The following is a 22,800-nucleotide window of genomic DNA, read 5'->3' on the forward strand; positions in this document are numbered from 1 at the left end:
TCATGATGAAAATCATTTCGTTATGTCCTAGTAATACTGAGCTTTGTGTCTATTTAGGTGTTGAAGACCAGTTGATTGCTTTAGATGATTATTCAGATTGGCCTGACTCTGTGCAGCATCTGCCCCGGTTAGGCCCGGACTTATCCATAAATATTGACCTAGTAGAAAAACTGAAACCTGATTTAGTATTGGCATCTTTAAGTGTCCCAGGAATGGAGAAAAACCTTATAGCCCTTCAAGACCGTGGCATTCCTCACCTGACTTTCAATCCACAATCGTTAGATGATATTGCTAAGGACCTACTAACGCTTGGTGATGCCCTAGGAATGGAGACAAGAGCTGCTGCAGTCGTTCATGCCTATAGGTCACGGATAAAGCAGTACGAGGAAACAGCTAAAAGGATAGAACAGAAAACGCCTCTTTACTGGGAATGGTGGCCGAATCCCTTATTCAGCCCAGGTGGAGTAAATTGGCTGACAGAAATCAGCAGGCTGGCCGGGGGGTACAATATATTTGAAACCATAGATGCTGCAAGCATTCAAGTTCTGCCAGATGATGTACGAAAACACAACCCAGCATTTATACTTTTAGCTTGGGTCGGCGTTCCTACAAGCAAAATTAAACCTGAGCTCGTAAAAAAAAGACCTGGCTGGACGGATATGATCGCTGTTCAGCAAGATCAACTCCTTATTTTAGAAGAACCTTTATATTGCCGTCCATCGCCGCGCCTTCTTGATGGATTAGAGAAATTAGCCTTACTTCTGCATCCCGAACATTTTCAGCATCTTACCGATAAATAAAAGAGATGGTTGAACTTTGTTCGACCATCTCTTTTACTATTTATTCTTTTTTCGTTTTTCCAACTATCTGTTCTCGAAAAACTTGCAGATTTTTATCTTCATTGAGAGCAGCCAATTGTTTTTCTGTTAAAGAGCCTTTTCCCTTTTCGATAATGTATACATCAAGGGTCTTTTTCCCCCAGTCCGAATATACATCAGCAACGGTATTATAATACAAATCAAGCTCATCCCCATTGATTGCTCCGCCTTTATCCGCTACTACTCCGTACCCGTAACCAGGAATCCAAAGAATCGTCCCTAATGGGAAGACATTTAAATCTGCAGCGACTGTAGAATACAAATCTCTTTTTACCTTAACACCTGAATAGGTAATCCCGTATGTAGGACTTTCTGGATATTTGCCCGTTGATTCATATCCTGCGGTATAGCCTGTCGCTGTCACAGTATGTACTGGATATTGAGTAAAATCGATTTCATCCTCTATAGATGGTTGAATTTCTGCTGCTTGAACTTTTAAACCGTGCCCTAAGAAAGTTTTCTTAATTGATTCCAGACCTATATGATGAGTCTTTTTATTATCCAGAGATAAGAACTTCTTTGAATCCTCTGTTTGACTAAATTGAGCGCCGACCCCTGTTACCTGCCAGAAGGTCGTATAGAATGCTGTTATAAATAACAAGCTGACGGCCGTTCTTTTAATCCCGATTTTCATTTTTTCCATATAGTAATTCCACTCCCTTATCATCATATTTCTTTCCCGAAAAACGATGAAGTATGCAGGATTCATGGAATTTGACTTAAGATTGGTTCTTTCGGATTAGCAAAAAGCAGGCAGCCATGATTCGGCTGCCTGCTTGATTTTAAAACATTTGATACCCTTGTTTTCTCAAAATTTTAATGACAACACCTGCTAAGATAGCTCCAGCTAGACCACTGGAAAGTATAGTGATGTCAGCAACTGCAAGATTTGAAAATTTAGTACCAAGTGTACTAAATACTCTGCCGGGAGCTCTGAAGTATTCAATCATTTTCTCACCATTTACGATAAAGATCGTAACAAGTGGGAAAATAATCACCATAACCCATGAGGACCGGAACAGCATATTTAATAAAAAACCGATTCCAAAAAAGAGCAGAAAAAATAGAACAACAGATATAATTAAAACAGGCAACGCCATAGTCAAAGACCCTCCTCAAGAAGCATCACTCTCAGTTTACTCAATGAAAAGGGACACGTCAATTCCTCAGATAGATAAAAATGGAATCAATGATTACGTTGTTTTTCTGATTTTTATCTTTTAATAAAGACAATCAGGATTTTTCCCCTGCTTTTCCGCTGCCATCACAACCGTTGCAAGTTTCCGATCCGCCAAGAAGTAATTGAAAATATCCCTGCCCAGAACAATATTCACAAGTATTTCCCTTTCCTTTCATTTCTCATCAACTCCTTATAAATAATTTTAATTTTCTGATAGTTTAACAAAAATAGCGAAATAAGGAAAATCTCAAAAGTAACGAAAAACCCTTAATGTAACCGCATACAGTTATGGTTTTCTACTGTTTTCTCTCTATCCCTTAAAATTAACTGAATATTTAAAAAGCTGTATAGGAAGATTCCTAACAGCTTGTCTTTTAGAGAATATTAAACTTTCCTTTCTTTAATACGGTACTTGTGCCGCCAATAGAGAAAAGTGCACGATTATCAATTACCTTTTTCATTACTGAAGCCGGTTTTCCTTTTAATTTTTTTCCAAAGACGATACCAATTGCATCACGTTCCCCAAGCGAGCATACTGTTCCTTTAATATCAGGCTTAAACGCAGTTAAGTTCGTTTCTTGGCGTAATAATGCGAGTAGATTATTGGTTACCACATCTGCTTGCTGCAGCGCAATTTGAGCGGTGGGAGGATAGGGACGATTAATCTCCTCATTAATAATTAAGGAACAGTCTCCAATGATGAAAATATTTTCGTGACCAGGAGCCCGTAAATCTGGGTCCACCTTTACTCGGCATCGGTTCGCTTCAAAACCTGATTCTTCAATTACGGAGCTTCCGCGGATCCCAGCCGCCCAAATCACTGTGCCCGCTTTAATTTCTTGTGTCTCTTCTTCACCAATACCTACTAAAATACCCTCTGGGTCAGCACCTTTAATGGGTGTTCCAATCTTAAATTCAACCCCTCTTTTCTCAAGATAGGCTACTGCATACTCAACCAATTCTGGGTCAAAACCAGGAAGTACCGCTTTTGCTGCCTCTACACAATAAATCTTCACCTTATTTTGATCAATTTCATATGTTTTACATAACTTCGGTATGCGATTGACCAGTTCACCAAGGAATTCGATCCCTGTGAAACCTGCACCGCCGACTATGATTGTTAATCGTTCTTCCTTTTTTAGAGCTTCATTTTGATACGTTGAAAATTGACTCTCAATATGTTCGCGTATTCGCTTTGCTGCATCTACACTCGTAATTGAAAACGCATATTCCTTCAAGCCCTTAATGCCAAACGTTTCTGATTCACCGCCGAGGGCTATAACTAAATAATCATAAGAAACCTCACCGATATTGGTCATCACTTTTTTTTCTGCGGTTGCAATTTTTGTAACGGATGCTTGAATAAATGCAACTTTTTTAACATCAATCACAGATTTAACTGGATAGGTAACCTGGTCGTCTCGAAGGGTACCAGCTGCAGCCTCATGAAGCCAAGTCGTTTCATAATGGTAGTTATTTTTGTTAATCAGTACAATTTCTACTTCATCTGTACGTATTTTTTTTGCAAGCGTACGGTAGTCATTAATCCACCGTATCCTGCCCCAAGAATTACGATTTTTGTTTTCAAGAATATCACTTCTGCCTTTCCTTTTACGATTATGTTTTATTGTTTCCATATTCTTTATTATTAACAATTCATTTTTTTGGATTTTTTGTTTTTTTATTTTCTGAGGTTTTCTGTTCATTCCTCGTTTTCCTTGTTTATTAAGAGAGAGGGTCAGAAATAGGGGCAAACTAAGCTTAATAAGTTTCTGAATATAGAGGTTTTTGCGTTTAGTTCTTGATTATCTATGATAAGATAGTAAAATAAATTTCGAATTTTTATCGGAGGGATTTAGCTTGGAAGAGAATGAAAAAGTATTTGATATAACGATTATCGGAGGCGGCCCTATTGGCTTATTTACCGCTTTTTATGGCGGTATGAGACAGGCGTCTGTGAAAATTATAGAAAGTCTGCCTCAGCTGGGCGGACAATTATCCGCCTTATATCCAGAAAAGTACATTTACGATGTAGCAGGCTTTCCAAAAGTACGGGCACAGGAGCTTGTCGATAATTTAAAACAGCAAATGTCTAAATTCGAACCAACTGTTGTACTTGAAGAAGCTGTGCAAACCGTTGAAAAACAAGCTGATAGTGTGTTTAAGCTAACAACTAATGGTGGTACACATTTTACAAAAGCCATTATTATCACAGCTGGTAACGGAGCATTCCAGCCACGCAGAATTGAATTGGATGAAGCGGCTAAATACGAAGGGAAAAACCTTCATTATTTCATCGATGATTTAAATCATTTCGCCGGCAAAAAAGTGGTGATTTTCGGTGGAGGAGATTCCGCAGTTGATTGGGCGCTTATGCTTGAACCCATCGCTGAAAAAGTAACAATCGTTCATCGTCGAGATAAATTCAGAGCACACGAACATAGTGTTGAGAATTTAAAAAAATCAAATGTAGAAATTAAAACCCCATTCATCCCTGCTGAATTTCTTGGTAACGAAGAAGCCATTACGCAAGTGGTCGTGCAGGATGCAAATGGTGAAGATAAAGAAGTGATCGATGTTGATGCCGTCATCGGAAATTACGGTTTTGTATCCTCTCTAGGACCAATTAAAGATTGGGGATTTGAACTGCAAAAAAATACAATTGTTGTGAACTCAAAAATGGAAACGAGTATTCCAGGCATATACGCAGCCGGTGATATTTGTACCTATGATGGTAAAGTAAAACTTATTGCCAGCGGCTTCGGCGAAGCGCCTACGGCCGTCAACAACGCCAAGCAATATATCGATCCAAAGGCACGAATCCAACCGATGCACAGTACGTCAATGTTCTAAGAATCAATTAAAGGAACCAAGTGGAGGATGAAAAACACCTTCTACTTGGTTCCTTTTTGTTTACCTGTCTTTATTAAGGGTAAAAAATGAATAAGTAATTTCTGAAAGGGTGTTTCGATATGAAAGTATTAGTAGCTGGAGCAAATGGCACAACAGGCAGACAAATTGTAAACTTATTAGCTAAAGAAGAAAATCATACGGCACTCGCTATGATTCGAAAAGAGGAACAAAGTGAGGATATCAAAAACGCGGGTGGTGAACCGGTCTTAGCTGATCTCGAAGGAAATCTTGATCAAGCAGTCCAAGGTGTCTCTGCAGTTATTTTTGCAGCTGGTTCTGGACCTAAAACCGGCCCTGACAAAACTACGGCCGTTGATAGGGATGGGGCCATCTCGTTAATTGATGCAGCAAAAAAAGCTGGAGTAAAACGCTTTGTCATGTTAAGTGCAATCGGATCTGACACACCGGAACAAGGACCCGAAGGCATGCAACACTATTTCAAGGCTAAGCTTGATGCTGATGAGCATCTAAAGCAAAGTGGTTTAACCTATACCATTGTTCGTCCAGGCGCTTTGACGAATGACGAAGGTACAGGGAAAATTATTGCACAGAATAAACTTGAAGATCCGAAAGGAAAGATCTCTCGGGCAGATGTTGCACAAGTTCTCGTTTCTTCATTAGATGACGAAAAAACGTTCAATCAAACTTTTGAAATTCTGAATGGAAATGTCCCAATCAAAGAAGCAATCTCTGAATTATAAAAAAGGGCACCTGAAATCATTTCAGGTGCCTCTTTTCTGTATTAACAGCTTTCTGGTGTTCCTTCATTCTTCGCTGTTTTAAAAGATGATCCGCATCCGCAAGAAGCGATGGCATTAGGATTCTCTATGGTAAAGCCGCCGCCCATTAAGGACTGTTTGTAATCAATAGCCGTTCCATTTAAAATCGAAGCATCGTTTTTATTGACGAGGATTTTGATTTCAAACTGTTCAAGCTGCTGATCATTTTCTCCAGCTTCTTGTTCAAAGCCCATACCATATGAAAGACCGCTGCAGCCGCCTCCTTTTACAGCTACTCGTAAAAAGGAACCTTCTTCTTCATTGTGTTTCATCATTTCTTTTATTTGAAAAGCCGCAGCTTCTGTAATTGTTACTACTTCACTCATTTAAAACCCTCCCTTTATAAGTTTGATGAGGAATGTTTCTTTATTAGTATATACTTAAAATCAGTTGCTTCTCAACTTTCCAATCCAAAAACAGGGATATCTTTTAAAAAAGCACCTTTATCTATGATAACCATTCAATTAGAACATTGGATTGTCTTTAAGGTATTGATAAATATTACTAACCAACTCTTCTGTCGTTTCTCCAGATACAGGATCACCATTAACCAAAGCATAAAGACTTGCCGCACATTTACCACATTGACTGAGGCATCCATACTCAACAATATCTAAATTCGGATCACGTTCTAATTGTTCTAAAGCTTCCTGTGCTCCGCTGGCTAAGTTGCTTATACAAAATTCAATTATAGGCTTCATACTCTCACCTCACATTACTAACAGATTATCCTATCCCTTTTTTTCTAAACAGTCAATTCATTTAGCTTATAATTATCATAATAGTTATATAATTAGTTGTGATTTATCGACAATTTAGATATACTTTTTAGTGGTATATAATGCAGTAATTGCGCGGACATACGGGGATTTAGGGGAAATATCTGCAACGAGAGTAAATTGCGCTCAGAAATGAGTAGTGACTCTTGGTTGCACAAAGGGGAATTATACATGAAGAACTTAGTCATACTAGGCGGAGGGTATGGAGGGATGCGAATCCTTGAGCGATTGCTTCCTGGCCATCTTCCGGACGAAGTATCCATTACACTTATTGATCGTAATCCTTACCATAGTTTAAAAACAGAATTCTACGGTCTAGCTGCTGGAACGATTCCAGATCAGCATATACGCGTCGGGTTTCCTGATCACCCAAGACTTGAAAAGGTTTACGGCGAAATTGATTCTATAGACTTAGAACATAAACAAGTACTTCTTCTAAATCAAAAACCAGTGCCTTACGATGACCTTGTTATCGGTCTTGGTTGTGAAGATAAATATCACAGTGTTCCAGGTGCAGATGAGTTTACGTACAGCATACAAACAATAGACAAATCACGCCGTACATACCAAGCGTTAAATAACCTTGGTTCTGGGGGAACGGTTTCGATTGTCGGCGGAGGGTTAAGCGGAATTGAACTCGCTAGTGAGCTTTGTGAAAGCCGTCCTGACCTAAAGGTGAAACTGTTTGATCGTGGTCCGCATATTCTATCTACGTTTCCAGTAAGACTGTACACGTATGTGGAATCATGGTTCACGAAGCATGGTGTCGAAATAGTCCACCATGCAAATATTACAAAAGTAGAAGAAAATATTCTTTATAATAATGATCAGCCTACACAGAGTGACGTAGTTGTCTGGACAGCTGGGATCCGACCGAATAGAATCGTCAGAGAAATGGACATTGAAAAAGACAAACAAGGCCGGGCTATTCTCACACCACAACATTTTCTTCCATCTGATGACAGTGTTTTTGTAGTAGGAGATTGCGCGAGTCTTCCACATGCTCCAAGTGCGCAGTTAGCAGAAGGACAAGCTGAACAAATCGTTCAGGTCCTTCAAAAAAAGTGGGCCAATCAACCACTTCCTGAAAGCTTCCCATTGATTAAGCTTAAAGGTACATTAGGCTCTTTAGGTAAGAAGCAAGGCTTTGGACTTGTAGCCGAACGTCCAATTACAGGACGAGTGGCACGTCTCTTAAAATCGGGCATTCTTTGGATGTACAAAAATCATAGAGGATAACCTTAAGCTTGCAGAAACTTTCTGCAAGCTTGTTTTTATTCTGTTCCTTCCACATACCCATATTCTTTTAATTTAGCAGCAATGGTTTTTAACCTTGGATTGCCTTCCCCCATAATTTCTCCCTCTATTAAGACAATGGGATAAAAAAGATCTTCTTCAATTACTCTGTTTACAAATTGTTGAATAACAGGGTTATCATGTGGACTTTCGATATCAAAATATCTCATTTGTATATGTTGATTTGGGAATTTCCGATTTAGTGCAGCTCCAAGCCATTCATACGTTTCTTTCGATGAAGGCATTCCTACACAGCTTGCACAAACCTGTTCCGCTCCAAATACTTGTACTTCTGTCTCTTTATAATTCATTATTTAACATCCCCTAACTATATTCTCCTGAATTTAAAAATAAGGCCTGTTTGAAAACTTTATACGTAGTTACAGATGGATTTTTTGCTTACTGAGCATTATAATAAAGAGTATGAAAGGAGTCGATTGCAATGTCTGAACAGACAATGGAAGTACAGGTTCAAGAAGTTTTAGATAAGCTTCGTCCGTTTCTTCTTCGTGACGGCGGTGACTGTGAGCTTGTAGACGTAGATGAAGGAATCGTTAAGTTACGTCTTCTTGGCGCATGCGGCAGCTGCCCAAGTTCTACAATTACCCTTAAAGCCGGTATTGAACGCGCTCTTCTTGAGGAAGTACCTGGCGTAGTGGAAGTTGAACAAGTATTCTAAGTAACTTCAATATAGTAAAGCTGGCCTATATAGGCCAGCTTTTTGTTTTACTTTTTACCTGTCTCCATTCCATCTCCTCGTGCATAAACCATTGCCTTGCTTCCTTCATTGTCAATATCAACCATCTGAACTGTGTATGATGGAAAAGTATTTGCCAAACACTCCAAAACCTGAGCGGCTTTTTCCTCCACCACTAGGCATAATACCGTAGGTCCAGCCCCGCTTAGCGCTGTCCCGACAGCACCTTTATCCGCCGCAGCTTGTTCAACTTTTGCCAAATGAGGAACCAACGTACTACGATATGGCTGATGAAACCTATCCTTTTTCATCATTGCCCCAGCCAGCTCCCAATTACGGGTTAATAGAGCCGTCAGCAGAACATTAGCTGATGCACTGGCTAATACCGCATCTTGGTACCCTAAGCTTCTAGGTAAGACATTGCGTGAATCGTCTGTCCGAAGCTCATAATCTGGAATTACTGCAATAACCTTGATACCTTCAAGAGGATACGAAATTAAATGTGTTTCCTTCTCCGAATGCCAGCCGACAACAAGTCCACCAGAAACGGATGCACCAGCATTGTCTGGATGCCCCTCCAATAAGGATGCATGACGGATTTTCTCCTCTGTAGATAAATGAAGATTACCAGCAATATTGGCAAGTTCAATCCCTGCTACAATCGCAGATGCACTGCTTCCTAATCCACGAGTCAATGGAATGTCGCTGCATACGGTCAAACAGCATGGCCTTAGTTCTGTATTATAGGCTGCAGCCACTTTTTTTGCGATAGAGACAATATAATTCGTTTCATCGGCAGGAAAAACCTTAAGATCTTCTGATAGAGGAATCACTTCCCACCTTTCCGAAAACCTTCCACGGACCTCTAAATACAGCGCAAGCGCGAGTCCAATAGAATCGAATCCTGGGCCAAGATTTGCGGTACTTGCTGGAACCTTGATTGAAAACATTGCCTCTTCATTCATATTTTTACCGCACCCTGCAGATGCTCAATGATGATTTTTTCATCCATTGGCAGCAGTTCCGCTTTGATTGAACTCGTCTCAACAGCCACATTCGGATCCTTCAAACCATTTCCGGTTAATACAGCCACGATCTTAGAACCGCGTTTGATTTCTCCGCTGGCCAGCTGTTTACGAATCCCAGCAATCGAGGCACATGAGGCTGGTTCAGCAAAAATTCCCTCTTTACTCGCTAATAAGTGATACGCTTCTAGTATTTCTGCATCAGACACTTCGTCAATCTTACCGTTTGATTCTTGAGCCGCTTCTACAGCAAATTTCCAGCTTGCAGGATTTCCAATCCGAATTGCTGTAGCAATTGTTTCTGGTTCCTCAAACACACGATTGTGAACAATAGCCGCTGCACCTTCGGCTTCAAAGCCTCTCATCTCGGGAAGCCCTGTCTGTTTCTTTTCATTGTATTCCTTGAATCCTTTCCAATAGGCTGTAATATTCCCAGCATTTCCAACTGGAAGGGCAAGAATATCGGGAGCAGCACCTAAAACATCTACAATCTCAAAAGCTGCTGTTTTCTGTCCTTCAATCCGGTAAGGATTAACCGAATTAACTAGTGTAATGGGGGCATTCTCACTGATATTACGGACAATTTGCAGCGCATTATCAAAATTACCTTCAATCGAAATGATTTCTGCTCCATACATGACAGCTTGTGCTAGTTTTCCCATTGCAATTTTTCCTTCTGGAATGACGACGATACAACGTATATTCGCTCTAGCCGCATACGCAGCCGCAGCAGCAGACGTATTTCCAGTGGAAGCACAAATAATTGCGTCACTTCCCTCTTCAATCGCTTTAGCAACGGCCATCACCATACCGCGATCCTTAAAAGAACCTGTTGGGTTTAACCCTTCATATTTTACATAAAGGTCAATTCCCCATTCCGCAGAAAGGTTGTTACATTTAATAAGGGGAGTATTTCCCTCATGAAGGGATAAATCCGGTGTTTCATCATTGATTGGCAGATAGTCTCTATATTCTTTTAACAGTCCGTTCCAACTCATTTTCCATTCTCCCCTTCAACACGGTACGTGCTTTTGATTTCTTTTACGATTTCATAATCATTCATTTTTTGCTGTATTTTTTCAAAATTTTCTAGAGTTGCACGATGTGTTACAAGCACGATTTCCGACGAGTGCTCTTCCTCCATCGGCAATTGTAGTATTTTATCAAAGCTGACCCCATGTTCTGCAAATAGTGTGGTGATTTTCGCAAGTACTCCCACTTCGTCCTTTACATGCAGACGGAAAAAGAATTTCGCCTTAACTTCTGAAGGCTTCTTAAGTGTTTTTGAATATTGTGGTGAAACAGCACTTCGCCCATTTACACCTAATCTCATATTCTTCATAACAGAGACGAGATCTGATACTACAGCTGTAGCAGTTGGCAGACTTCCCGCACCAGGACCATAAAACATAGTTTCCCCGACGGCTTCTCCATAGACATAAACCGCATTATATTCATTGTTCACAGATGCTAAAGGATGATGTTCAGGAAGCAAGGCAGGCTGAACACTTACTTCTACCTTATCACCATCTCTAGAAGATAAACCAATAAGCTTCATCGTATATCCAAGCCTCTTGCTATATACTAAATCCTCCTCTGAAATTCCCGTGATGCCCTCATACTTCACATCTGCTAGATCGATATTCATTGAGAATCCCAGTGTAGAAAGAATCGCCATTTTACGCGCAGCATCTAGTCCGCTGACATCCGCAGTTGGATCTGCTTCTGCGTATCCAAGTGCCTGCGCTTCCTTTAATACATCTTGGTAAGCACTGCCGTTTTTACTCATTTTCGTAAGAATAAAATTGGTGGTACCATTCACAATGCCCATCATTTTTGTAATCCGATCCGACGATAATCCATCTACAAGCCCACGTAGAATCGGGATACCTCCAGCAACACTAGCTTCATAGAATAAGTCACACTGATTATCAGTCGCAACTGTCAGCAGCTCTGAACCATATAAAGCCATTAAATCCTTGTTAGCTGTTACTACATGCTTTTTATTTTTCAAAGCCTCTAAGAGATAGGCTCTCGTTTCGTCAATCCCTCCCATAACTTCGATAATGACATCGATTTCCGGATCATCTAATACATCCGCAGGATTCAAAGTAAGCTTCTCTTCAGGAACTTCCACATCACGTTCTTTATTCAAATTTTTAACAAGAATTTTCTTTATTCGAACGGGACAGCCAATTTGATGGATTAGCTTATCCTGATTTCTTTCTATGATTTTTACTACTCCAGATCCAACCGTTCCGAGTCCTAGTAGGCCTATTGAGATAGTTTTCATTTACGTTTCCCCCTGCCGTCTGTATATCCATTAAAAACATTTGTTCTTCTATAGTAGACATTATAAATTTATTTTTCTAAAATTTCAATAGGTGCCTCCCCATTTTTCCTCATTACACTGTTTGAATCCTTATGAACTAGCAGAATACATTGAGATTTTTTTTTAAAAAGTGCTTTCCATTATGGAAAGCACTACTTTCATACCTACAAATTCTTTAGACTAGTTTTTGAAGACAAAACAATTTGCGGATTTTGTGCAGGATCAAGCCAAGAAAGAATACGGACAACATTTTTCTCTGTTGTTGCCGCACATCCAGCGGTACTTGTTCCTCTTCCCCGCCAGACATGAAGAAAAATGGCACTGCCCTTCCCTTTAATAACAGGGTCCATATTATACGAAATTACAGCCCCATATCTATAAAGCGGATGATTCATCACTTCATAGGATTTCCACTTTTTATTTGGATTCCCTTTGTAATGCACCCATTTGTTATAATCTTTTGATGATGGATCATCTACCCAGAAATCATTCTTCGTTGTTTCTTTGTAAGGCCACGTTATCGAATCCAGCTTTTTTGTTTTTCCAAAGGCTGTCCCAAACGCATACATTCCTATTGGGGTTTTACCATCACCCTCTGTTTTTTGGTTTGTGAAGCCTTTTTTTCCAACGACCCCAGACATCTTAATCAATACTCTTCGCCACTCTCCATACTTGATTTCATATGCTCGAATGGCGGCACTTGTACTTGTATTCTTTTCTCCTATGACAGTCAAAACCTGTTTTGCTCCTTTTTCCTTAAGAGCTTTGTTCATGAATCTTTTTTCGTCCGTGGTGAAGACTTCTTTGGCAGAATGAGCTTTAACATAAACAGGGCGGTTTTTATAACAAACCTGGTACCAGCTGTTCTTCCGCTCGACCACAGCTAACTTATTTCCTTTCGCCAGCGTTTTCACTGTGACTGATGTATGATCTTTTTTTTCTTTCAGGTCCGTTTTTTCCTTTAAAATAATGTTGAAAGCAGTCTTGCCGCATTCAGCAGCTAATGTTTCCTTTGGATGACTTATACTAAGAATGAAAAGGAACAGTACGAACGTACATATAATTCTTTTTTTCAAGTAGATAATCCTCCAATATCTTCTTTTACTGACAACCACTCTTTATTAACTAATGTTTTAGGTTTCCTTCCAGTTAAAATTCTACTGATATTTTCTGAACACAAGTTCATCATTTCTATCCTTGTTTCTATGCTTGAACTGGCCATATGAGGTGTAGCAAGCACATTTGGTAATGAAATCAATGGATGGTCAGATTCAATTGGTTCATTTGTGAATACATCCAGCCCTGCCCCGGCAATTTCCCCTTGAACAAGTGCTTTATGTAATGCGTCCTCATCAACAACGCGTCCTCTAGACGTATTAATAAAAATGGCTGAATCCTTCATGCGTTTGAATGCTTCCGCATCAAACATATTCTCGGTTTCGGCTGTTAAGGGGGTCATACAGACAACATAATCGGAACGTTCAAGCAGTTCTTCAAAGCTGCAATAAACAGCCCCTAGATGCTGCTCAGCGAACGGCTTCCTATTCCGATTATGGTAGAGAATCTCCATTTCAAACCCAAGGGAACGCTTAGCAACCGCTTCACCGATTTCTCCCATCCCAATTATTCCTAATGTCTTATGATGAATATCATGACCAGCTAGTAATAACGGACTCCACGATTGCCAGTTTCCCTGCTTAACTGTTTCTGCACCTTCGGCTACCCTTCTCGCCGTTGCCATTAAAAGTGCAAAGGTGAAATCAGCCGTTGTATCTGTTAAAACATCTGGGGTATTACATACAGCAATGCCCTTAGAATTAGCAGCTTCCACGTCAATATTATCGTAGCCTACTGCCATATTAGCGATTACCTTCAAATTCTCAGCTTGCGCTAATAGGCTGGAGTCAATCTTATCCGAAATCGTTACGAATAATGCATCGACCTTTTTTGCCTCTTCAAGCAAAATCTCCGGGGGAACTGCATCTTCTTCCGAATCCCATATCCTTACTTCAAACTGTTTCTTTAAGTTACCAATAATGTCGGGAACCATTTTCCTTGTAATAAAAACGGACGGTTTACTCATTCTGTAATCCCCTTTCCGTGTTTGGTTATCGTTATCATAACATAGTAAAAAAGGGCGGAAAACAGATTAAGTAAATTTTCTAAATTTTCTTTTATGTTACCTACAGCCAACTAATGGATGGGATGTTCAACTGTCTTGCAGGAACCTGAGCTATTTCATAAAATCGCTTTAAAAACTCCTCATAATAATGTGCCGTATCTGTATAGGCATTCAGCTTATCTTCCAATTCATTCGCTCTAGATTCTTTCGGGTTCGAGAAATACTCCTCAATTGTTTCTACATAATGAATAGGGAACAGCAGCCGCGAATAGAGTAAGCGTGCCGAAAAGCTAGACAGCGCTCCGAGTGCTTGGTAATCAATCATGAATTCTGTAATTTCCGGCTGATGGGTAAGTGGTTTTGCAAAGTAATGTTCCCTAGTCCACTCAGCTATATCTCGACTTCCATGATCAAATACCCAATCAAATGGGTTCTTGATACATGGTTTTCCACTCCAGATATCATTAGTAAACCTTTCATAACAAACGGTTCCTCCGTCCGTCATAACAGGTGTATCATCGATTTCAGTATCTACTAAATATTGTATTGCGTTTTCTGAAAGGGACATATAGTAAGGAAAACTTTCAATAAATTGTTTCTCAAATGAATTATTCGGATGTGCGACTAATTTGTCATTCCACATTCTTTCCAGCTGATCAATTCTCTGCTCCCAAAGTCCTTTCCATTCACCCACTCTAGAACACACCTTAATCGGTGTCGCAATGGAACGTGCCCGGTGATGAAACTTGGCTAGTTTCCTGCCCATTTGCGTGCTTCTCCCCTCTTCTTGAGAGGTGTTCTCCAGCAATAAAAATAATTGACCTTCCGTTACAGAAATATAACTCCCCTCTTTGGAAAGAATAAATCTTGAAACATACCTATCTCCCTGAAGAGCTAAATGCTCAGACATTTGATGTCTTTCAGTTAACTCTTCCTCGTTCACTTCTTCTAATGGGATGATGCTGTAAATGGCTTCGCCTGAACGGAAGGTCGGGTATCTGTTTCCTTTTTCTTCCTTATCTACAGTGATACCATACTGATCAAAGATTGTTTGCTCAATCATATTCCCCCGCCTTTTTTTAAAAGTGGCTGCACTACTTAAACATATGATGAAAGAGAAGGATTTCTGAATGATTTTCTAAATTTTAGAATACATTTTGATAATAAGCGCTTTGCTGTACAAATTGTTAGAGAAACGGGTGATTACATGACAGAAAAAGTAAATGTATCTGAACAGACGGCAAAAAGATGGCTGCTGGAGCGTGGAGTAAAGATAAAGGATATTGCAGAGCTCGTGATGTTTTTACAATCTAGTTATCATGAAAATTTACAGTTAAAGGATTGTATCCATAATGTCGAACGTGTCCTTTCTAAAAGAGAAGTTCAAAACGCAATTTTAACCGGCATTCAATTGGATATGCTTGCTGAGCAAAATATGCTAGAGCAGCCTCTTCAAGCGATCATCGAAACGGACGAAAGTCTATATGGTGTCGATGAGGTTCTTGCTTTTTCAATTGTAAATGTTTATGGTTCAATAGGTTTCACTAATTATGGATATGTCGATAAACTTAAACCTGGAATCCTCAAACATCTTAATGATAAGAGCAGCGGGAAGGTTCACACTTTTCTAGATGATATTGTCGGTGCCATTGCTGCCGCCGCATCAAGCCGTCTTGCGCATCGAGATGATAACGCAGAATAAACTTGGTTTAAGTTTATGTTTAAGGATCCGGTTTTAACTAAACAAAGCCGGCCCCATTGGACCGGCTTTACGTTATCTTTTAAAATTCCCATTGATCAAGAGAATCAAGTACATGTGTTGGCTTAACCTTATATTTAGTCAAATGTTCTTTTGTTGTTACGCCTGTGTGGACAAGCAAGGTGTCCATTCCAGCATTAATTCCTGCTAGGATGTCCGTATCGTAATTATCACCGACCATAATCGTTTCATCTTTACTGATTCCTAACACTTTCAAAGCCTGTTCTACAATTATGGATTCCGGTTTACCAATGAACACCGGCTGCACGCCGGTTGAAACCGTAACAACCGATGTGATCGAACCATTTCCAGGCAGAAAACCACGTTCTGTCGGCAAAGCAATGTCACCATTTGTTGAGATAAAGAATGCACCGTTTCGAACAGCAAGACATGCTTTTGTCAGTTTTTCATAATTGATACCACGATCAATCCCCATAACGACAAAGTCTGGTTTTTCATCCGTTATGTGAATCCCCTTTGCTTGAAGAGCGGCAATGATTCCTTCTTCTCCCACTACATAAGCAGTCGAATCGCTTTTTCGTTCTGCAATAAAATTAGCTGTCGCCATACTCGTTGTAAAGACTTGATCATCCTTTGCTTCTATTCCAAATTCACGTAATTTTTCTGCCACCTGCTCAGGTGTTCTTGATGAATTATTCGTAACAAATAAATAGGGAATCTTTCGTTTAACCAGGCCCTCAATAAAAGCACCTGCTTCTTCAATTTTCTCTGTTCCTCTATAGATTGTTCCATCTAAATCAATAAGGTAACCTTTATAGTGTGTCAATTGATAACCTCCAACCAGTTGTTTAGTTTTTAAAAGCAGATACTGGTCCTAATTCATTTATTAAGTAGGTTCTGATGTGATGAGGGTATAGTTGAAATGCTTCCAAATTTTCATCAAATAGTACGGACGTTTCTGTAAAATCTAATTCCAGATAATCCTGGATTAATTTTTTTCGAAGCGGCAGTAAACTTTTGAATTGGACAGCCATTTCACTTGTGATTACCTTTTCATCGAGGAGAATATCAATAATGTCCTCAAAACTACCGGGGTCCCGCATAATAAATCCATCAATCATTGCATTACCCGTATCTAGTACGGCATCAATGGATGTTTGTATAATTCTTTCTAAAGCAAGTTTAGATTGGCGTTCTTCCCAATTCTTAATTTCACGATAGGAAGCAAGCTGTTTTTCTAGAAAAGCTAACAACATTTCTATTCTTTCTCTATCCACAAAATACATTCTCACAAACCCCTTCTCTCTGGTTAGTCATATATCAAACATGCCTTACCTCCACTTGATAATACCATAATTCCGTCCCTTACCGACGAATCTGCTATTAAATACGGCTGTGGATTGTTATGATAAAAGAAAATAAAGGAAGTAGGGATCACCGTGGAAAAGTTTGATTTTTTATACAATGACCTCGTTGATACGAAAACTCGTTTTGTCAGCTTTGTCGGAAGTGAAATCCGCTATGACTTAGCTATTGTAATGACTGATCGATTTTATGGAAAAAAGCTTATTCTTGATATGCAAAGCAATCGTTTTGCCATCATTGGTCCTGATGATTTAGATGAAGAAGGCTACCTTGAGCATGCCTTTCAGATTTCTGCTGAAGAAGCAGAAGAACTGCACTTATTCTTAACTGAAATCGTTTAGCATGCTCCATCTTCATATGGACATCCTATAAAGGGAGGATGATACCAATGACCGATAATTATCATGATTTCCTTAATGTTGAAAAACAACGTCATTCCCTGATACCAGAGGAATTTCCAGAAGGTTCATACGGTTCTTCACGAGCAGCAAGTTCACCTGTTGAAAATAAAAGCTCAGATTGGAAAGAAGGACAATCGTTCCAAAGTGCTTTTAATTATGAAAATAAATCGTTGCAAGAAAACCTGCCAAGACAATACCCTGGTGCAGCTGTACCTGAAGATCTAAAAAAACGTAAACAATAATAAAATGGACAACCACTAGCCATGCGGCAGTGATTGTCCATCTTCCTTAACTATTTAACCTTTTTCATTACGAAGTAGGGACATCCAAAATTACAGTATTCATACAGATATTCTGATAATGTACTTATTTTCGTATCAAAGGTTGCCTTTTGATTTTGATCATCAAAAAACCCGCGAAGCCGCAATTGACCATAGCCCCAATCACCGACTATATAATCATACTTAGTCAATATCTCACTATATCTAGCTAGAAAAGCTTCTTCATTATATCCGTCCCTTTGTTCTTCTACCATTTCATAGTTCAGATTATTGATGCTAATCATGTTCATCACCTCGCAGCTTATAACTTGTTCCTTAAATTATAACGTATTCTCCATGATTTTCTAAGCGAAATTTAGATAAAACTGTCCATGATATGTAATAGGGGGTGCTTAACACTTGAAAAAAACAATCTTAACCGTCAGCTTAAGCTCTTTTATTGCCTTAACGGGTTGTTCTAGTGACAACAATCACGAATCTAATGAGAGTATGGAAAAGAATCGTAATCAAGCAAATCCTAGCCAAATTAATTCTCCAGCTACGATTTATGATGAAGATTACCAAAACAAAGATAACTCTCCCCAGGATTTTGGTTTTACTCGTTTAACCAATGCCACCATCAATGGGAAGAAAATCAACAATCAAACACCAACGGTTGATCGTGAACAGCTTGCATCAATTATTACTCAACTTACTGTCCAACTGCCAAATGTTAAAGAAGCATCGACTTTAGTGACTGACGAAAAAGTATTAGTGGTTTACTCCACAGATACTTCTAACCGCTTTGTCACAGCTGATCAAGTTAAACGGACGGCTGCCTCTGCAGTCCCGCGCTACTATCATATATATGTCAGTGATAATAATGTGCTGGCTCGTGATATTGAAGATTTTTCAGTTCATTCTACTCAAAGTCGTGATGTTGATCCGGCGATCAATTCCATTATTCAATTGATGTTAAAGTCACCACAAGGCAATAAGCTTTCTGATGGGGAAAATGAAAATGGCAAAATGAAAGGTGAAACGTCCATGTAATCAACTGGATGAGATTAGAAAACCCCCGTTTAAAATAGGGGGCTTTTTTTTGCATTTATACTTCTTCCTTAAGGAGCATTGCATCTCCTTTTAACTGTTTTTGTTTGGCGGCTGCATTTACCTGCTCATCCGCATGATAAGACGAACGAACCATTGGTCCCGCTTCACAATGACTAAAGCCCTTCTGAATAGCTATTTTCTTTAGTTCATTAAATTCTTCTGGTGTGTAATACTTAAGCACGTTAAGGTGTTTTTTCGACGGTTGTAAATATTGTCCAATTGTCATAATATCCACCTTATTCGCCAATAAATCATCCATGGTTTCAAGGATTTCTTCCTTTGTTTCACCTAATCCAATCATTAAACTTGATTTGGTTGGGATATCTGGATACATCTCCTTGGCTCTAAGCAGCAGTTCTAATGACCGATCATACTTAGCACGTGCACGAACTCGATTTGATAGACGACGTACCGTTTCAATATTGTGATTGAGAATATCTGGTTTCGCATCCATTAGATTTTTTAGATTTTCGTATACCCCGCCCATATCGGAAGGAAGCACCTCAATTGATGTAAATGGATTTTTCCTGCGAATGGCCCTAACTGTTTCTGCAAATACAACCGAACCACCGTCTTTTAAATCGTCTCGAGCGACAGCCGTAATGACCGCATGCTTTAAATTCATCGCAGCAACCGAATCAGCCACTCTTTCAGGTTCTGCTAAATCTAACTCTGTCGGCAGACCTGTCTTAACCGCACAGAAACGGCAGGCTCTTGTGCAAATGGCTCCGAGAATCATGAAGGTGGCTGTCCGCCTTACTGCCCAACATTCATGAATATTGGGACACTTTGCCTCCTCACATACAGTATGTAAATTTTTCTCACGCATCATTTTTTTTAAACCCGTATAGTTCTCATTTGTATTGAGCTTAATTTTAAGCCATTCCGGTTTACGAAGAGGCTCTTCTTTAGTCGCCATGAACGTCACTCCATTCTCATTGTGAATAACAGGAAGTATGTCTTTAATAGCCACTTTACCAAATAAACAATTATTCAACAAGTTATAGGTCGATCTTCCATAATTTTAAAATAATGTTTTTTGACCTGTAATAGCAAACTAGATGTAATAGACTAGGAAGGAGACTAGATGGGTGAAGTGGAAATTAGTACTCGTTGTTTTTATTATAATTTTAAGTTTCCCAAGAGAACATCGAACGGGCATCGCGGCATCAACAGCACATTCTTCTGAAGTCATTTATCAAAAGCGGATGGAACTTTATAAAAACATGGAAACTGCCTTGCAAATTCCTTGGTATTATTTAGCTGCTGCCGATCAGTATGAATATAGTATCCGAGGTTCAAATAAATCTGAACCGCTGTCGGGTGTCATTGCGATTCAAATTAAACCTTCGAAATGGTCCGGGGTTCTTAACCCTGAGCCAAACGATCAAAATCCCCTTTCTATCAATTTTTTCGGCGGATCCGGTTTAGATGGAAACGGTGATGGACTGGCAGATAGAACCAATGATGAAGATCTGCTGTTCACTTTTGCCAAGCATCTTTTATCCTATGGAACAGATGATGATAATATCCGAATTGCGCTTTGGAATTATTATAAACGGGATAAAGCAGTCGGAATCATTATGGGAAACGCACAAATGTATAAGAAGTTTAATCGAATCGACCTGCAGGAGAAAGCATTTCCTGTTCCTGTGGGGACGGACTATACCTTCCACAGTACTTGGGGAGTTGCCCGTGGATGGGGAGGAAGACGCTCGCATGAAGGAACAGATATTTTTGCCCATTATGGGTTACCTGTTCGTTCTACCTGCTATGGAATCATTGAAATGAAAGGATGGAATCGTTTTGGCGGATGGCGGATAGGAATTCGCGACATGAACAATACCTACCACTATTTTGCTCATTTAAATGGATTCACGAAAGATTTAAAAGTAGGTCAGATTGTCGAACCGGGACAAGTAATTGGAAGTGTAGGCAGCACTGGATATGGGCCACCTGGGACAGCCGGAAAATTCCCGCCTCATCTGCATTTCGGACTTTACAAAGATAATGGTAATCTGGAATGGAGCTTTGACCCTTACCCTCACCTCCGTGTTTGGGAACGAAAGGATACCTTAAAAGCTAGGCAATAATCGCGGAGGAATTTTTTAGTATTAAGAAATATCCCTTTTCCTAAAGCATACGTTTTAAGGAGGGGGGGTAGCATGTTTCATAAGAGAGCTAAACCAAGTATTGAGTTAAAGAGGTTCTTTAGAGGAATTCTCTCCTTGAAAAAGATTTTCATCTATACCTTTATAATCTTTCTCATTTGCAGTGGCTTTTCAATTTGGTTTATTGATAAAGCTATTGAGCCTGTGATTATGAAAGTGGCACAGAAAGAAATTAAACGCGCGGCAACGGAAGTCATTAATGATTCGTTCCATAAAAACCTGTCTAAAGAACTGCCCGACAATGATATTGTCTTGACCCATTATCAAACAGGAGACCCTGCCCCATCCTATAGCTTTAATCCTAAATTATATAATGAAGTTCGAGAGGAAACTATAAAGGATATTCAAGATCAATTAGGAATAAGTAATCAAAACCCATTTCAGAAAAAACCCAATAAAAATCAATTAAAATCAGTGATTTATTATATACCACTAGGCGTAGTTACAAGAACCTCTATTTTAGCAAATATAGGACCAAAAATTCCTGTTGAAATGGCTCTGGTGGGCCACGTTGAAATGGACTATGAATTCAAATCTACAGGTGCGGGGATTAATAATACGTATTTAGAATTATTTGCTCGTGTAGGTGTTCATATGGAGGTTGTCATTCCAACCTTCAAAGAAGAAACGCCAGTTGAGCAGGTGATTAACCTTGGAGGCCGTTATATTCCTGGCAGGGTGCCAAATTTTTATGGAACCGATCGAAATCTTATAACACCTTCCGTACGAGATTCAGGGGAAAAATAAAAAGAGAAACGGGTACAATCCCGTTTCTCTTTTCACCTTTTACTCGACATGACATTTTTTTATGACTAAATGATTATGTTTGAGTAAATCCAGCTCATACACCTTTTCCAACACGTTTCCCTGCTCTTCAATAATCTCGATGATCGGTCGTTCCCCCATCCCCGTGTTTTGTTTAGAAACAATCCCTTTTCGTCCATCGCTTAGTTCAACAACTAGTCCGACTGGATAAATAGCAACCGACCGTCTAAACGCTTCAATAATCTTCACATCAAATTGTGTACCTGCACCCGAATAGAGAATTTCTAATGCTTCATGAGGCAGCAAGGCATTACGATATACTCGATTAGACGTCACTGCATCAAAAACATCCGCCACCGCTATAATTTTTCCATAAAAGTGAATATCCTCGCCGCTTAATCCTCTTGGATAACCTGTCCCATCAAGCCTCTCGTGATGCTGGTAGGCACAGTGAGCGACAAGCAAAGGAATGGTATGTACTCCTCGTAATAATTGAAAACCAAACTCGGAATGTTTCTTCATTGTTTCAAATTCATCTTCCGTCAAGCGGCCTGGTTTTAAAATAATTTCAGTTGGAATCATCATTTTGCCAACATCATGCATGATGGCACCTAACCCGAGAATCTCCATTTGCTTCTGATTTAATTTAAGCTCAAGTCCCATTGCTAGAGAATATAAGGCAACATTAAGCGAATGAGTAAAAATGTAATGATCATAGGCATACACATCAGTTAACAAGGACAGTAATTCTTTATTATTATTCACTTCCGTCAAAATAGAGCGGACAAGATCAGTAAATTTCTTGGTTGCTTTTTCTAAAACAAAGGAATCACTAATTTTTTGTTTCTTATTAAGTTGACTAAATGTTTCTTGAATGGTCAGTACCGCTTGATTTCTTGTTTTATCTGGAAGAGAGGGATTCGGCTTAATATGTAAGGTCCGTCCATCCTCAATATATACAAAAGGGATATCTAATTCGATAAGCCGCTTAATCATATTATTCG

Annotated in this window: 28 protein-coding genes and 1 pseudogene; 11 read left to right on the forward strand and 18 right to left on the reverse strand. The window is 39.4% G+C overall.

Annotated features, from left to right (window positions below):
• Window positions 1–2: 2 nt before the first annotated feature.
• A complete protein-coding gene (locus tag WYK_RS12890; RefSeq protein ID WP_326238849.1) occupies window positions 3–800 on the forward strand; it encodes a cobalamin-binding protein in 798 nt (265 codons plus the stop codon).
• A 40-nt stretch (window positions 801–840) separates the two neighbouring features.
• Here WYK_RS12890 and WYK_RS12895 read toward each other — a convergent pair whose 3' ends face one another.
• The 4 genes and pseudogenes from WYK_RS12895 to WYK_RS12905 all read right to left on the reverse strand — a co-directional run bounded on the left by WYK_RS12895 (window position 841) and on the right by WYK_RS12905 (window position 3,601).
• The gene (locus WYK_RS12895) at window positions 841–1,521 is read right to left on the reverse strand and encodes a 3D domain-containing protein (protein WP_040374894.1); all 681 of its coding nucleotides are present in this window, start codon (window positions 1,519–1,521) and stop codon (window positions 841–843) included.
• 139 nt (window positions 1,522–1,660) lie between these two features.
• Window positions 1,661–1,978: a YuiB family protein gene (locus tag WYK_RS12900; RefSeq protein ID WP_040374895.1), complete on the reverse strand. Its 318-nt coding sequence runs from the start codon at window positions 1,976–1,978 to the stop codon at window positions 1,661–1,663.
• A gap of 133 nt (window positions 1,979–2,111) precedes the next feature.
• Entirely contained in the window at window positions 2,112–2,234 is a 123-nt protein-coding gene (locus WYK_RS24940) for a YuiA family protein (protein WP_161629132.1), read from the reverse strand.
• A 198-nt stretch (window positions 2,235–2,432) separates the two neighbouring features.
• Window positions 2,433–3,601: pseudogene (locus WYK_RS12905) on the reverse strand (NAD(P)/FAD-dependent oxidoreductase).
• 317 nt (window positions 3,602–3,918) lie between these two features.
• Here WYK_RS12905 and WYK_RS12910 point away from each other — a divergent pair.
• Window positions 3,919–4,911, forward strand: coding sequence for an NAD(P)/FAD-dependent oxidoreductase (locus WYK_RS12910; protein WP_040374896.1), 993 nt, complete (start codon window positions 3,919–3,921; stop codon window positions 4,909–4,911).
• Window positions 4,912–5,030: 119 nt separating this feature from the next.
• Window positions 5,031–5,672, forward strand: a complete 642-nt coding sequence (locus WYK_RS12915) for an SDR family oxidoreductase (protein ID WP_040374897.1) — start codon at window positions 5,031–5,033, stop codon at window positions 5,670–5,672.
• A 41-nt stretch (window positions 5,673–5,713) separates the two neighbouring features.
• On the opposite strand, the gene WYK_RS12920 is transcribed toward WYK_RS12915, so the two are convergent.
• Window positions 5,714–6,076, reverse strand: coding sequence for a HesB/IscA family protein (locus WYK_RS12920; protein WP_040374898.1), 363 nt, complete (start codon window positions 6,074–6,076; stop codon window positions 5,714–5,716).
• A gap of 138 nt (window positions 6,077–6,214) precedes the next feature.
• Entirely contained in the window at window positions 6,215–6,451 is a 237-nt protein-coding gene (locus WYK_RS12925; RefSeq protein ID WP_040374899.1) for a YuzB family protein, read from the reverse strand.
• 249 nt (window positions 6,452–6,700) lie between these two features.
• Between WYK_RS12925 and WYK_RS12930 the strand changes: the two genes are divergently transcribed.
• Complete coding sequence (locus tag WYK_RS12930) at window positions 6,701–7,768, forward strand: NAD(P)/FAD-dependent oxidoreductase (RefSeq protein WP_040374900.1); 1,068 nt, start codon at window positions 6,701–6,703, stop codon at window positions 7,766–7,768.
• Between the two features lie 35 nt (window positions 7,769–7,803).
• Here WYK_RS12930 and WYK_RS12935 read toward each other — a convergent pair whose 3' ends face one another.
• Window positions 7,804–8,136, reverse strand: a complete 333-nt coding sequence (locus WYK_RS12935) for a YuzD family protein (RefSeq protein ID WP_040374901.1) — start codon at window positions 8,134–8,136, stop codon at window positions 7,804–7,806.
• A gap of 131 nt (window positions 8,137–8,267) precedes the next feature.
• On the opposite strand from WYK_RS12935, the gene WYK_RS12940 reads away from it, so the two are divergent.
• The gene (locus WYK_RS12940) at window positions 8,268–8,504 is read left to right on the forward strand and encodes a NifU family protein (protein ID WP_040374902.1); all 237 of its coding nucleotides are present in this window, start codon (window positions 8,268–8,270) and stop codon (window positions 8,502–8,504) included.
• A 47-nt stretch (window positions 8,505–8,551) separates the two neighbouring features.
• Here the strand turns inward: WYK_RS12940 and thrB are convergent, their stop codons facing one another.
• The 6 genes from thrB to yutH form a co-directional block, all read right to left on the reverse strand.
• A complete protein-coding gene (thrB, locus tag WYK_RS12945) occupies window positions 8,552–9,487 on the reverse strand; it encodes a homoserine kinase (protein WP_051387496.1) in 936 nt (311 codons plus the stop codon).
• Window positions 9,484–10,545, reverse strand: coding sequence for a threonine synthase (gene thrC / locus WYK_RS12950; protein ID WP_040374903.1), 1,062 nt, complete (start codon window positions 10,543–10,545; stop codon window positions 9,484–9,486). Before thrC ends, thrB begins: the two co-directional genes overlap by 4 nt.
• Window positions 10,542–11,840 (reverse strand): homoserine dehydrogenase, encoded by a 1,299-nt coding sequence (locus WYK_RS12955; protein ID WP_040374904.1) that lies wholly within the window; start codon window positions 11,838–11,840, stop codon window positions 10,542–10,544. Before WYK_RS12955 ends, thrC begins: the two co-directional genes overlap by 4 nt.
• A 203-nt stretch (window positions 11,841–12,043) precedes the next feature.
• Entirely contained in the window at window positions 12,044–12,955 is a 912-nt protein-coding gene (locus tag WYK_RS25650; protein WP_235782500.1) for a L,D-transpeptidase family protein, read from the reverse strand.
• Window positions 12,952–13,962, reverse strand: coding sequence for a 2-hydroxyacid dehydrogenase (locus WYK_RS12965; protein WP_040374905.1), 1,011 nt, complete (start codon window positions 13,960–13,962; stop codon window positions 12,952–12,954). The genes WYK_RS25650 and WYK_RS12965 overlap by 4 nt, the downstream gene beginning before the upstream one ends.
• A gap of 100 nt (window positions 13,963–14,062) precedes the next feature.
• Complete coding sequence (gene yutH / locus WYK_RS12970; protein ID WP_040374906.1) at window positions 14,063–15,064, reverse strand: spore coat putative kinase YutH; 1,002 nt, start codon at window positions 15,062–15,064, stop codon at window positions 14,063–14,065.
• A 144-nt stretch (window positions 15,065–15,208) separates the two neighbouring features.
• On the opposite strand from yutH, the gene WYK_RS12975 reads away from it, so the two are divergent.
• On the forward strand, window positions 15,209–15,703 hold the full coding sequence (locus tag WYK_RS12975; protein WP_040374907.1) for a phosphatidylglycerophosphatase A family protein: 495 nt from the start codon (window positions 15,209–15,211) through the stop codon (window positions 15,701–15,703).
• 79 nt (window positions 15,704–15,782) lie between these two features.
• On the opposite strand, the gene WYK_RS12980 is transcribed toward WYK_RS12975, so the two are convergent.
• Together WYK_RS12980 and WYK_RS12985 are read right to left on the reverse strand one after the other, a co-directional pair.
• Window positions 15,783–16,547: a TIGR01457 family HAD-type hydrolase gene (locus WYK_RS12980; protein WP_040374908.1), complete on the reverse strand. Its 765-nt coding sequence runs from the start codon at window positions 16,545–16,547 to the stop codon at window positions 15,783–15,785.
• Window positions 16,548–16,569: 22 nt separating this feature from the next.
• On the reverse strand, window positions 16,570–17,007 hold the full coding sequence (locus WYK_RS12985; protein WP_040374909.1) for a DUF86 domain-containing protein: 438 nt from the start codon (window positions 17,005–17,007) through the stop codon (window positions 16,570–16,572).
• Window positions 17,008–17,160: 153 nt separating this feature from the next.
• On the opposite strand from WYK_RS12985, the gene WYK_RS12990 reads away from it, so the two are divergent.
• Together WYK_RS12990 and WYK_RS12995 are read left to right on the forward strand one after the other, a co-directional pair.
• A complete protein-coding gene (locus tag WYK_RS12990; protein ID WP_051387497.1) occupies window positions 17,161–17,427 on the forward strand; it encodes a DUF3055 domain-containing protein in 267 nt (88 codons plus the stop codon).
• A 47-nt stretch (window positions 17,428–17,474) separates the two neighbouring features.
• The gene (locus WYK_RS12995; protein WP_040374911.1) at window positions 17,475–17,729 is read left to right on the forward strand and encodes a hypothetical protein; all 255 of its coding nucleotides are present in this window, start codon (window positions 17,475–17,477) and stop codon (window positions 17,727–17,729) included.
• Window positions 17,730–17,779: 50 nt separating this feature from the next.
• Here the strand turns inward: WYK_RS12995 and WYK_RS13000 are convergent, their stop codons facing one another.
• Window positions 17,780–18,052: a YutD family protein gene (locus WYK_RS13000; RefSeq protein ID WP_040374912.1), complete on the reverse strand. Its 273-nt coding sequence runs from the start codon at window positions 18,050–18,052 to the stop codon at window positions 17,780–17,782.
• A gap of 205 nt (window positions 18,053–18,257) precedes the next feature.
• Here WYK_RS13000 and WYK_RS13005 point away from each other — a divergent pair, with 205 nt between their 5' ends.
• Window positions 18,258–18,800, forward strand: a complete 543-nt coding sequence (locus tag WYK_RS13005) for a YhcN/YlaJ family sporulation lipoprotein (protein ID WP_161629133.1) — start codon at window positions 18,258–18,260, stop codon at window positions 18,798–18,800.
• A gap of 55 nt (window positions 18,801–18,855) precedes the next feature.
• Here WYK_RS13005 and lipA read toward each other — a convergent pair whose 3' ends face one another.
• Window positions 18,856–19,779, reverse strand: a complete 924-nt coding sequence (lipA, locus tag WYK_RS13010; RefSeq protein ID WP_040374913.1) for a lipoyl synthase — start codon at window positions 19,777–19,779, stop codon at window positions 18,856–18,858.
• A gap of 241 nt (window positions 19,780–20,020) precedes the next feature.
• Here lipA and WYK_RS13015 point away from each other — a divergent pair, with 241 nt between their 5' ends.
• Together WYK_RS13015 and yunB are read left to right on the forward strand one after the other, a co-directional pair.
• Window positions 20,021–20,953 carry a M23 family metallopeptidase gene (locus WYK_RS13015; protein WP_235782501.1) on the forward strand — a complete coding sequence of 311 codons (933 nt, stop codon included), beginning with the start codon at window positions 20,021–20,023 and terminating at the stop codon, window positions 20,951–20,953.
• Between the two features lie 72 nt (window positions 20,954–21,025).
• A complete protein-coding gene (gene yunB, locus WYK_RS13020; RefSeq protein ID WP_040374915.1) occupies window positions 21,026–21,778 on the forward strand; it encodes a sporulation protein YunB in 753 nt (250 codons plus the stop codon).
• A gap of 39 nt (window positions 21,779–21,817) precedes the next feature.
• On the opposite strand, the gene WYK_RS13025 is transcribed toward yunB, so the two are convergent.
• A partial coding sequence (locus WYK_RS13025; RefSeq protein ID WP_040374925.1) for an HD-GYP domain-containing protein occupies window positions 21,818–22,800 on the reverse strand: 983 nt, incomplete at its 5' end.

Origin of the sequence: Peribacillus psychrosaccharolyticus ATCC 23296 (genome assembly GCF_000305495.1) — a bacterium.
Lineage (GTDB): Bacteria > Bacillota > Bacilli > Bacillales > DSM-1321 > Peribacillus > Peribacillus psychrosaccharolyticus.

What these genes read in the sequence shown, in the direction of transcription:
- WYK_RS12940 (WP_040374902.1), top strand. Translation starts at nt 8,268, where the DNA reads ATGTCTGAACAGACAATGGAAGTACAGGTTCAAGAAGTTTTAGATAAG.
- WYK_RS12935 (WP_040374901.1), bottom strand. Translation starts at nt 8,136, where the DNA reads ATGAATTATAAAGAGACAGAAGTACAAGTATTTGGAGCGGAACAGGTT.
- WYK_RS12920 (WP_040374898.1), bottom strand. Translation starts at nt 6,076, where the DNA reads ATGAGTGAAGTAGTAACAATTACAGAAGCTGCGGCTTTTCAAATAAAA.
- WYK_RS13005 (WP_161629133.1), top strand. Translation starts at nt 18,258, where the DNA reads ATGGAAAAGAATCGTAATCAAGCAAATCCTAGCCAAATTAATTCTCCA.
- thrC (WP_040374903.1), bottom strand. Translation starts at nt 10,545, where the DNA reads ATGAGTTGGAACGGACTGTTAAAAGAATATAGAGACTATCTGCCAATC.
- thrB (WP_051387496.1), bottom strand. Translation starts at nt 9,487, where the DNA reads ATGAATGAAGAGGCAATGTTTTCAATCAAGGTTCCAGCAAGTACCGCA.
- WYK_RS12955 (WP_040374904.1), bottom strand. Translation starts at nt 11,840, where the DNA reads ATGAAAACTATCTCAATAGGCCTACTAGGACTCGGAACGGTTGGATCT.
- yutH (WP_040374906.1), bottom strand. Translation starts at nt 15,064, where the DNA reads ATGATTGAGCAAACAATCTTTGATCAGTATGGTATCACTGTAGATAAG.
- WYK_RS12890 (WP_326238849.1), top strand. Translation starts at nt 3, where the DNA reads ATGATGAAAATCATTTCGTTATGTCCTAGTAATACTGAGCTTTGTGTC.
- WYK_RS12895 (WP_040374894.1), bottom strand. Translation starts at nt 1,521, where the DNA reads ATGGAAAAAATGAAAATCGGGATTAAAAGAACGGCCGTCAGCTTGTTA.
- WYK_RS12930 (WP_040374900.1), top strand. Translation starts at nt 6,701, where the DNA reads ATGAAGAACTTAGTCATACTAGGCGGAGGGTATGGAGGGATGCGAATC.
- WYK_RS13000 (WP_040374912.1), bottom strand. Translation starts at nt 18,052, where the DNA reads ATGATTAGCATCAATAATCTGAACTATGAAATGGTAGAAGAACAAAGG.
- lipA (WP_040374913.1), bottom strand. Translation starts at nt 19,779, where the DNA reads ATGGCGACTAAAGAAGAGCCTCTTCGTAAACCGGAATGGCTTAAAATT.
- WYK_RS12900 (WP_040374895.1), bottom strand. Translation starts at nt 1,978, where the DNA reads ATGGCGTTGCCTGTTTTAATTATATCTGTTGTTCTATTTTTTCTGCTC.
- WYK_RS12965 (WP_040374905.1), bottom strand. Translation starts at nt 13,962, where the DNA reads ATGAGTAAACCGTCCGTTTTTATTACAAGGAAAATGGTTCCCGACATT.
- WYK_RS12985 (WP_040374909.1), bottom strand. Translation starts at nt 17,007, where the DNA reads ATGTATTTTGTGGATAGAGAAAGAATAGAAATGTTGTTAGCTTTTCTA.
- yunB (WP_040374915.1), top strand. Translation starts at nt 21,026, where the DNA reads ATGTTTCATAAGAGAGCTAAACCAAGTATTGAGTTAAAGAGGTTCTTT.
- WYK_RS12925 (WP_040374899.1), bottom strand. Translation starts at nt 6,451, where the DNA reads ATGAAGCCTATAATTGAATTTTGTATAAGCAACTTAGCCAGCGGAGCA.
- WYK_RS12975 (WP_040374907.1), top strand. Translation starts at nt 15,209, where the DNA reads ATGACAGAAAAAGTAAATGTATCTGAACAGACGGCAAAAAGATGGCTG.
- WYK_RS24940 (WP_161629132.1), bottom strand. Translation starts at nt 2,234, where the DNA reads ATGAAAGGAAAGGGAAATACTTGTGAATATTGTTCTGGGCAGGGATAT.
- WYK_RS12915 (WP_040374897.1), top strand. Translation starts at nt 5,031, where the DNA reads ATGAAAGTATTAGTAGCTGGAGCAAATGGCACAACAGGCAGACAAATT.
- WYK_RS12995 (WP_040374911.1), top strand. Translation starts at nt 17,475, where the DNA reads ATGACCGATAATTATCATGATTTCCTTAATGTTGAAAAACAACGTCAT.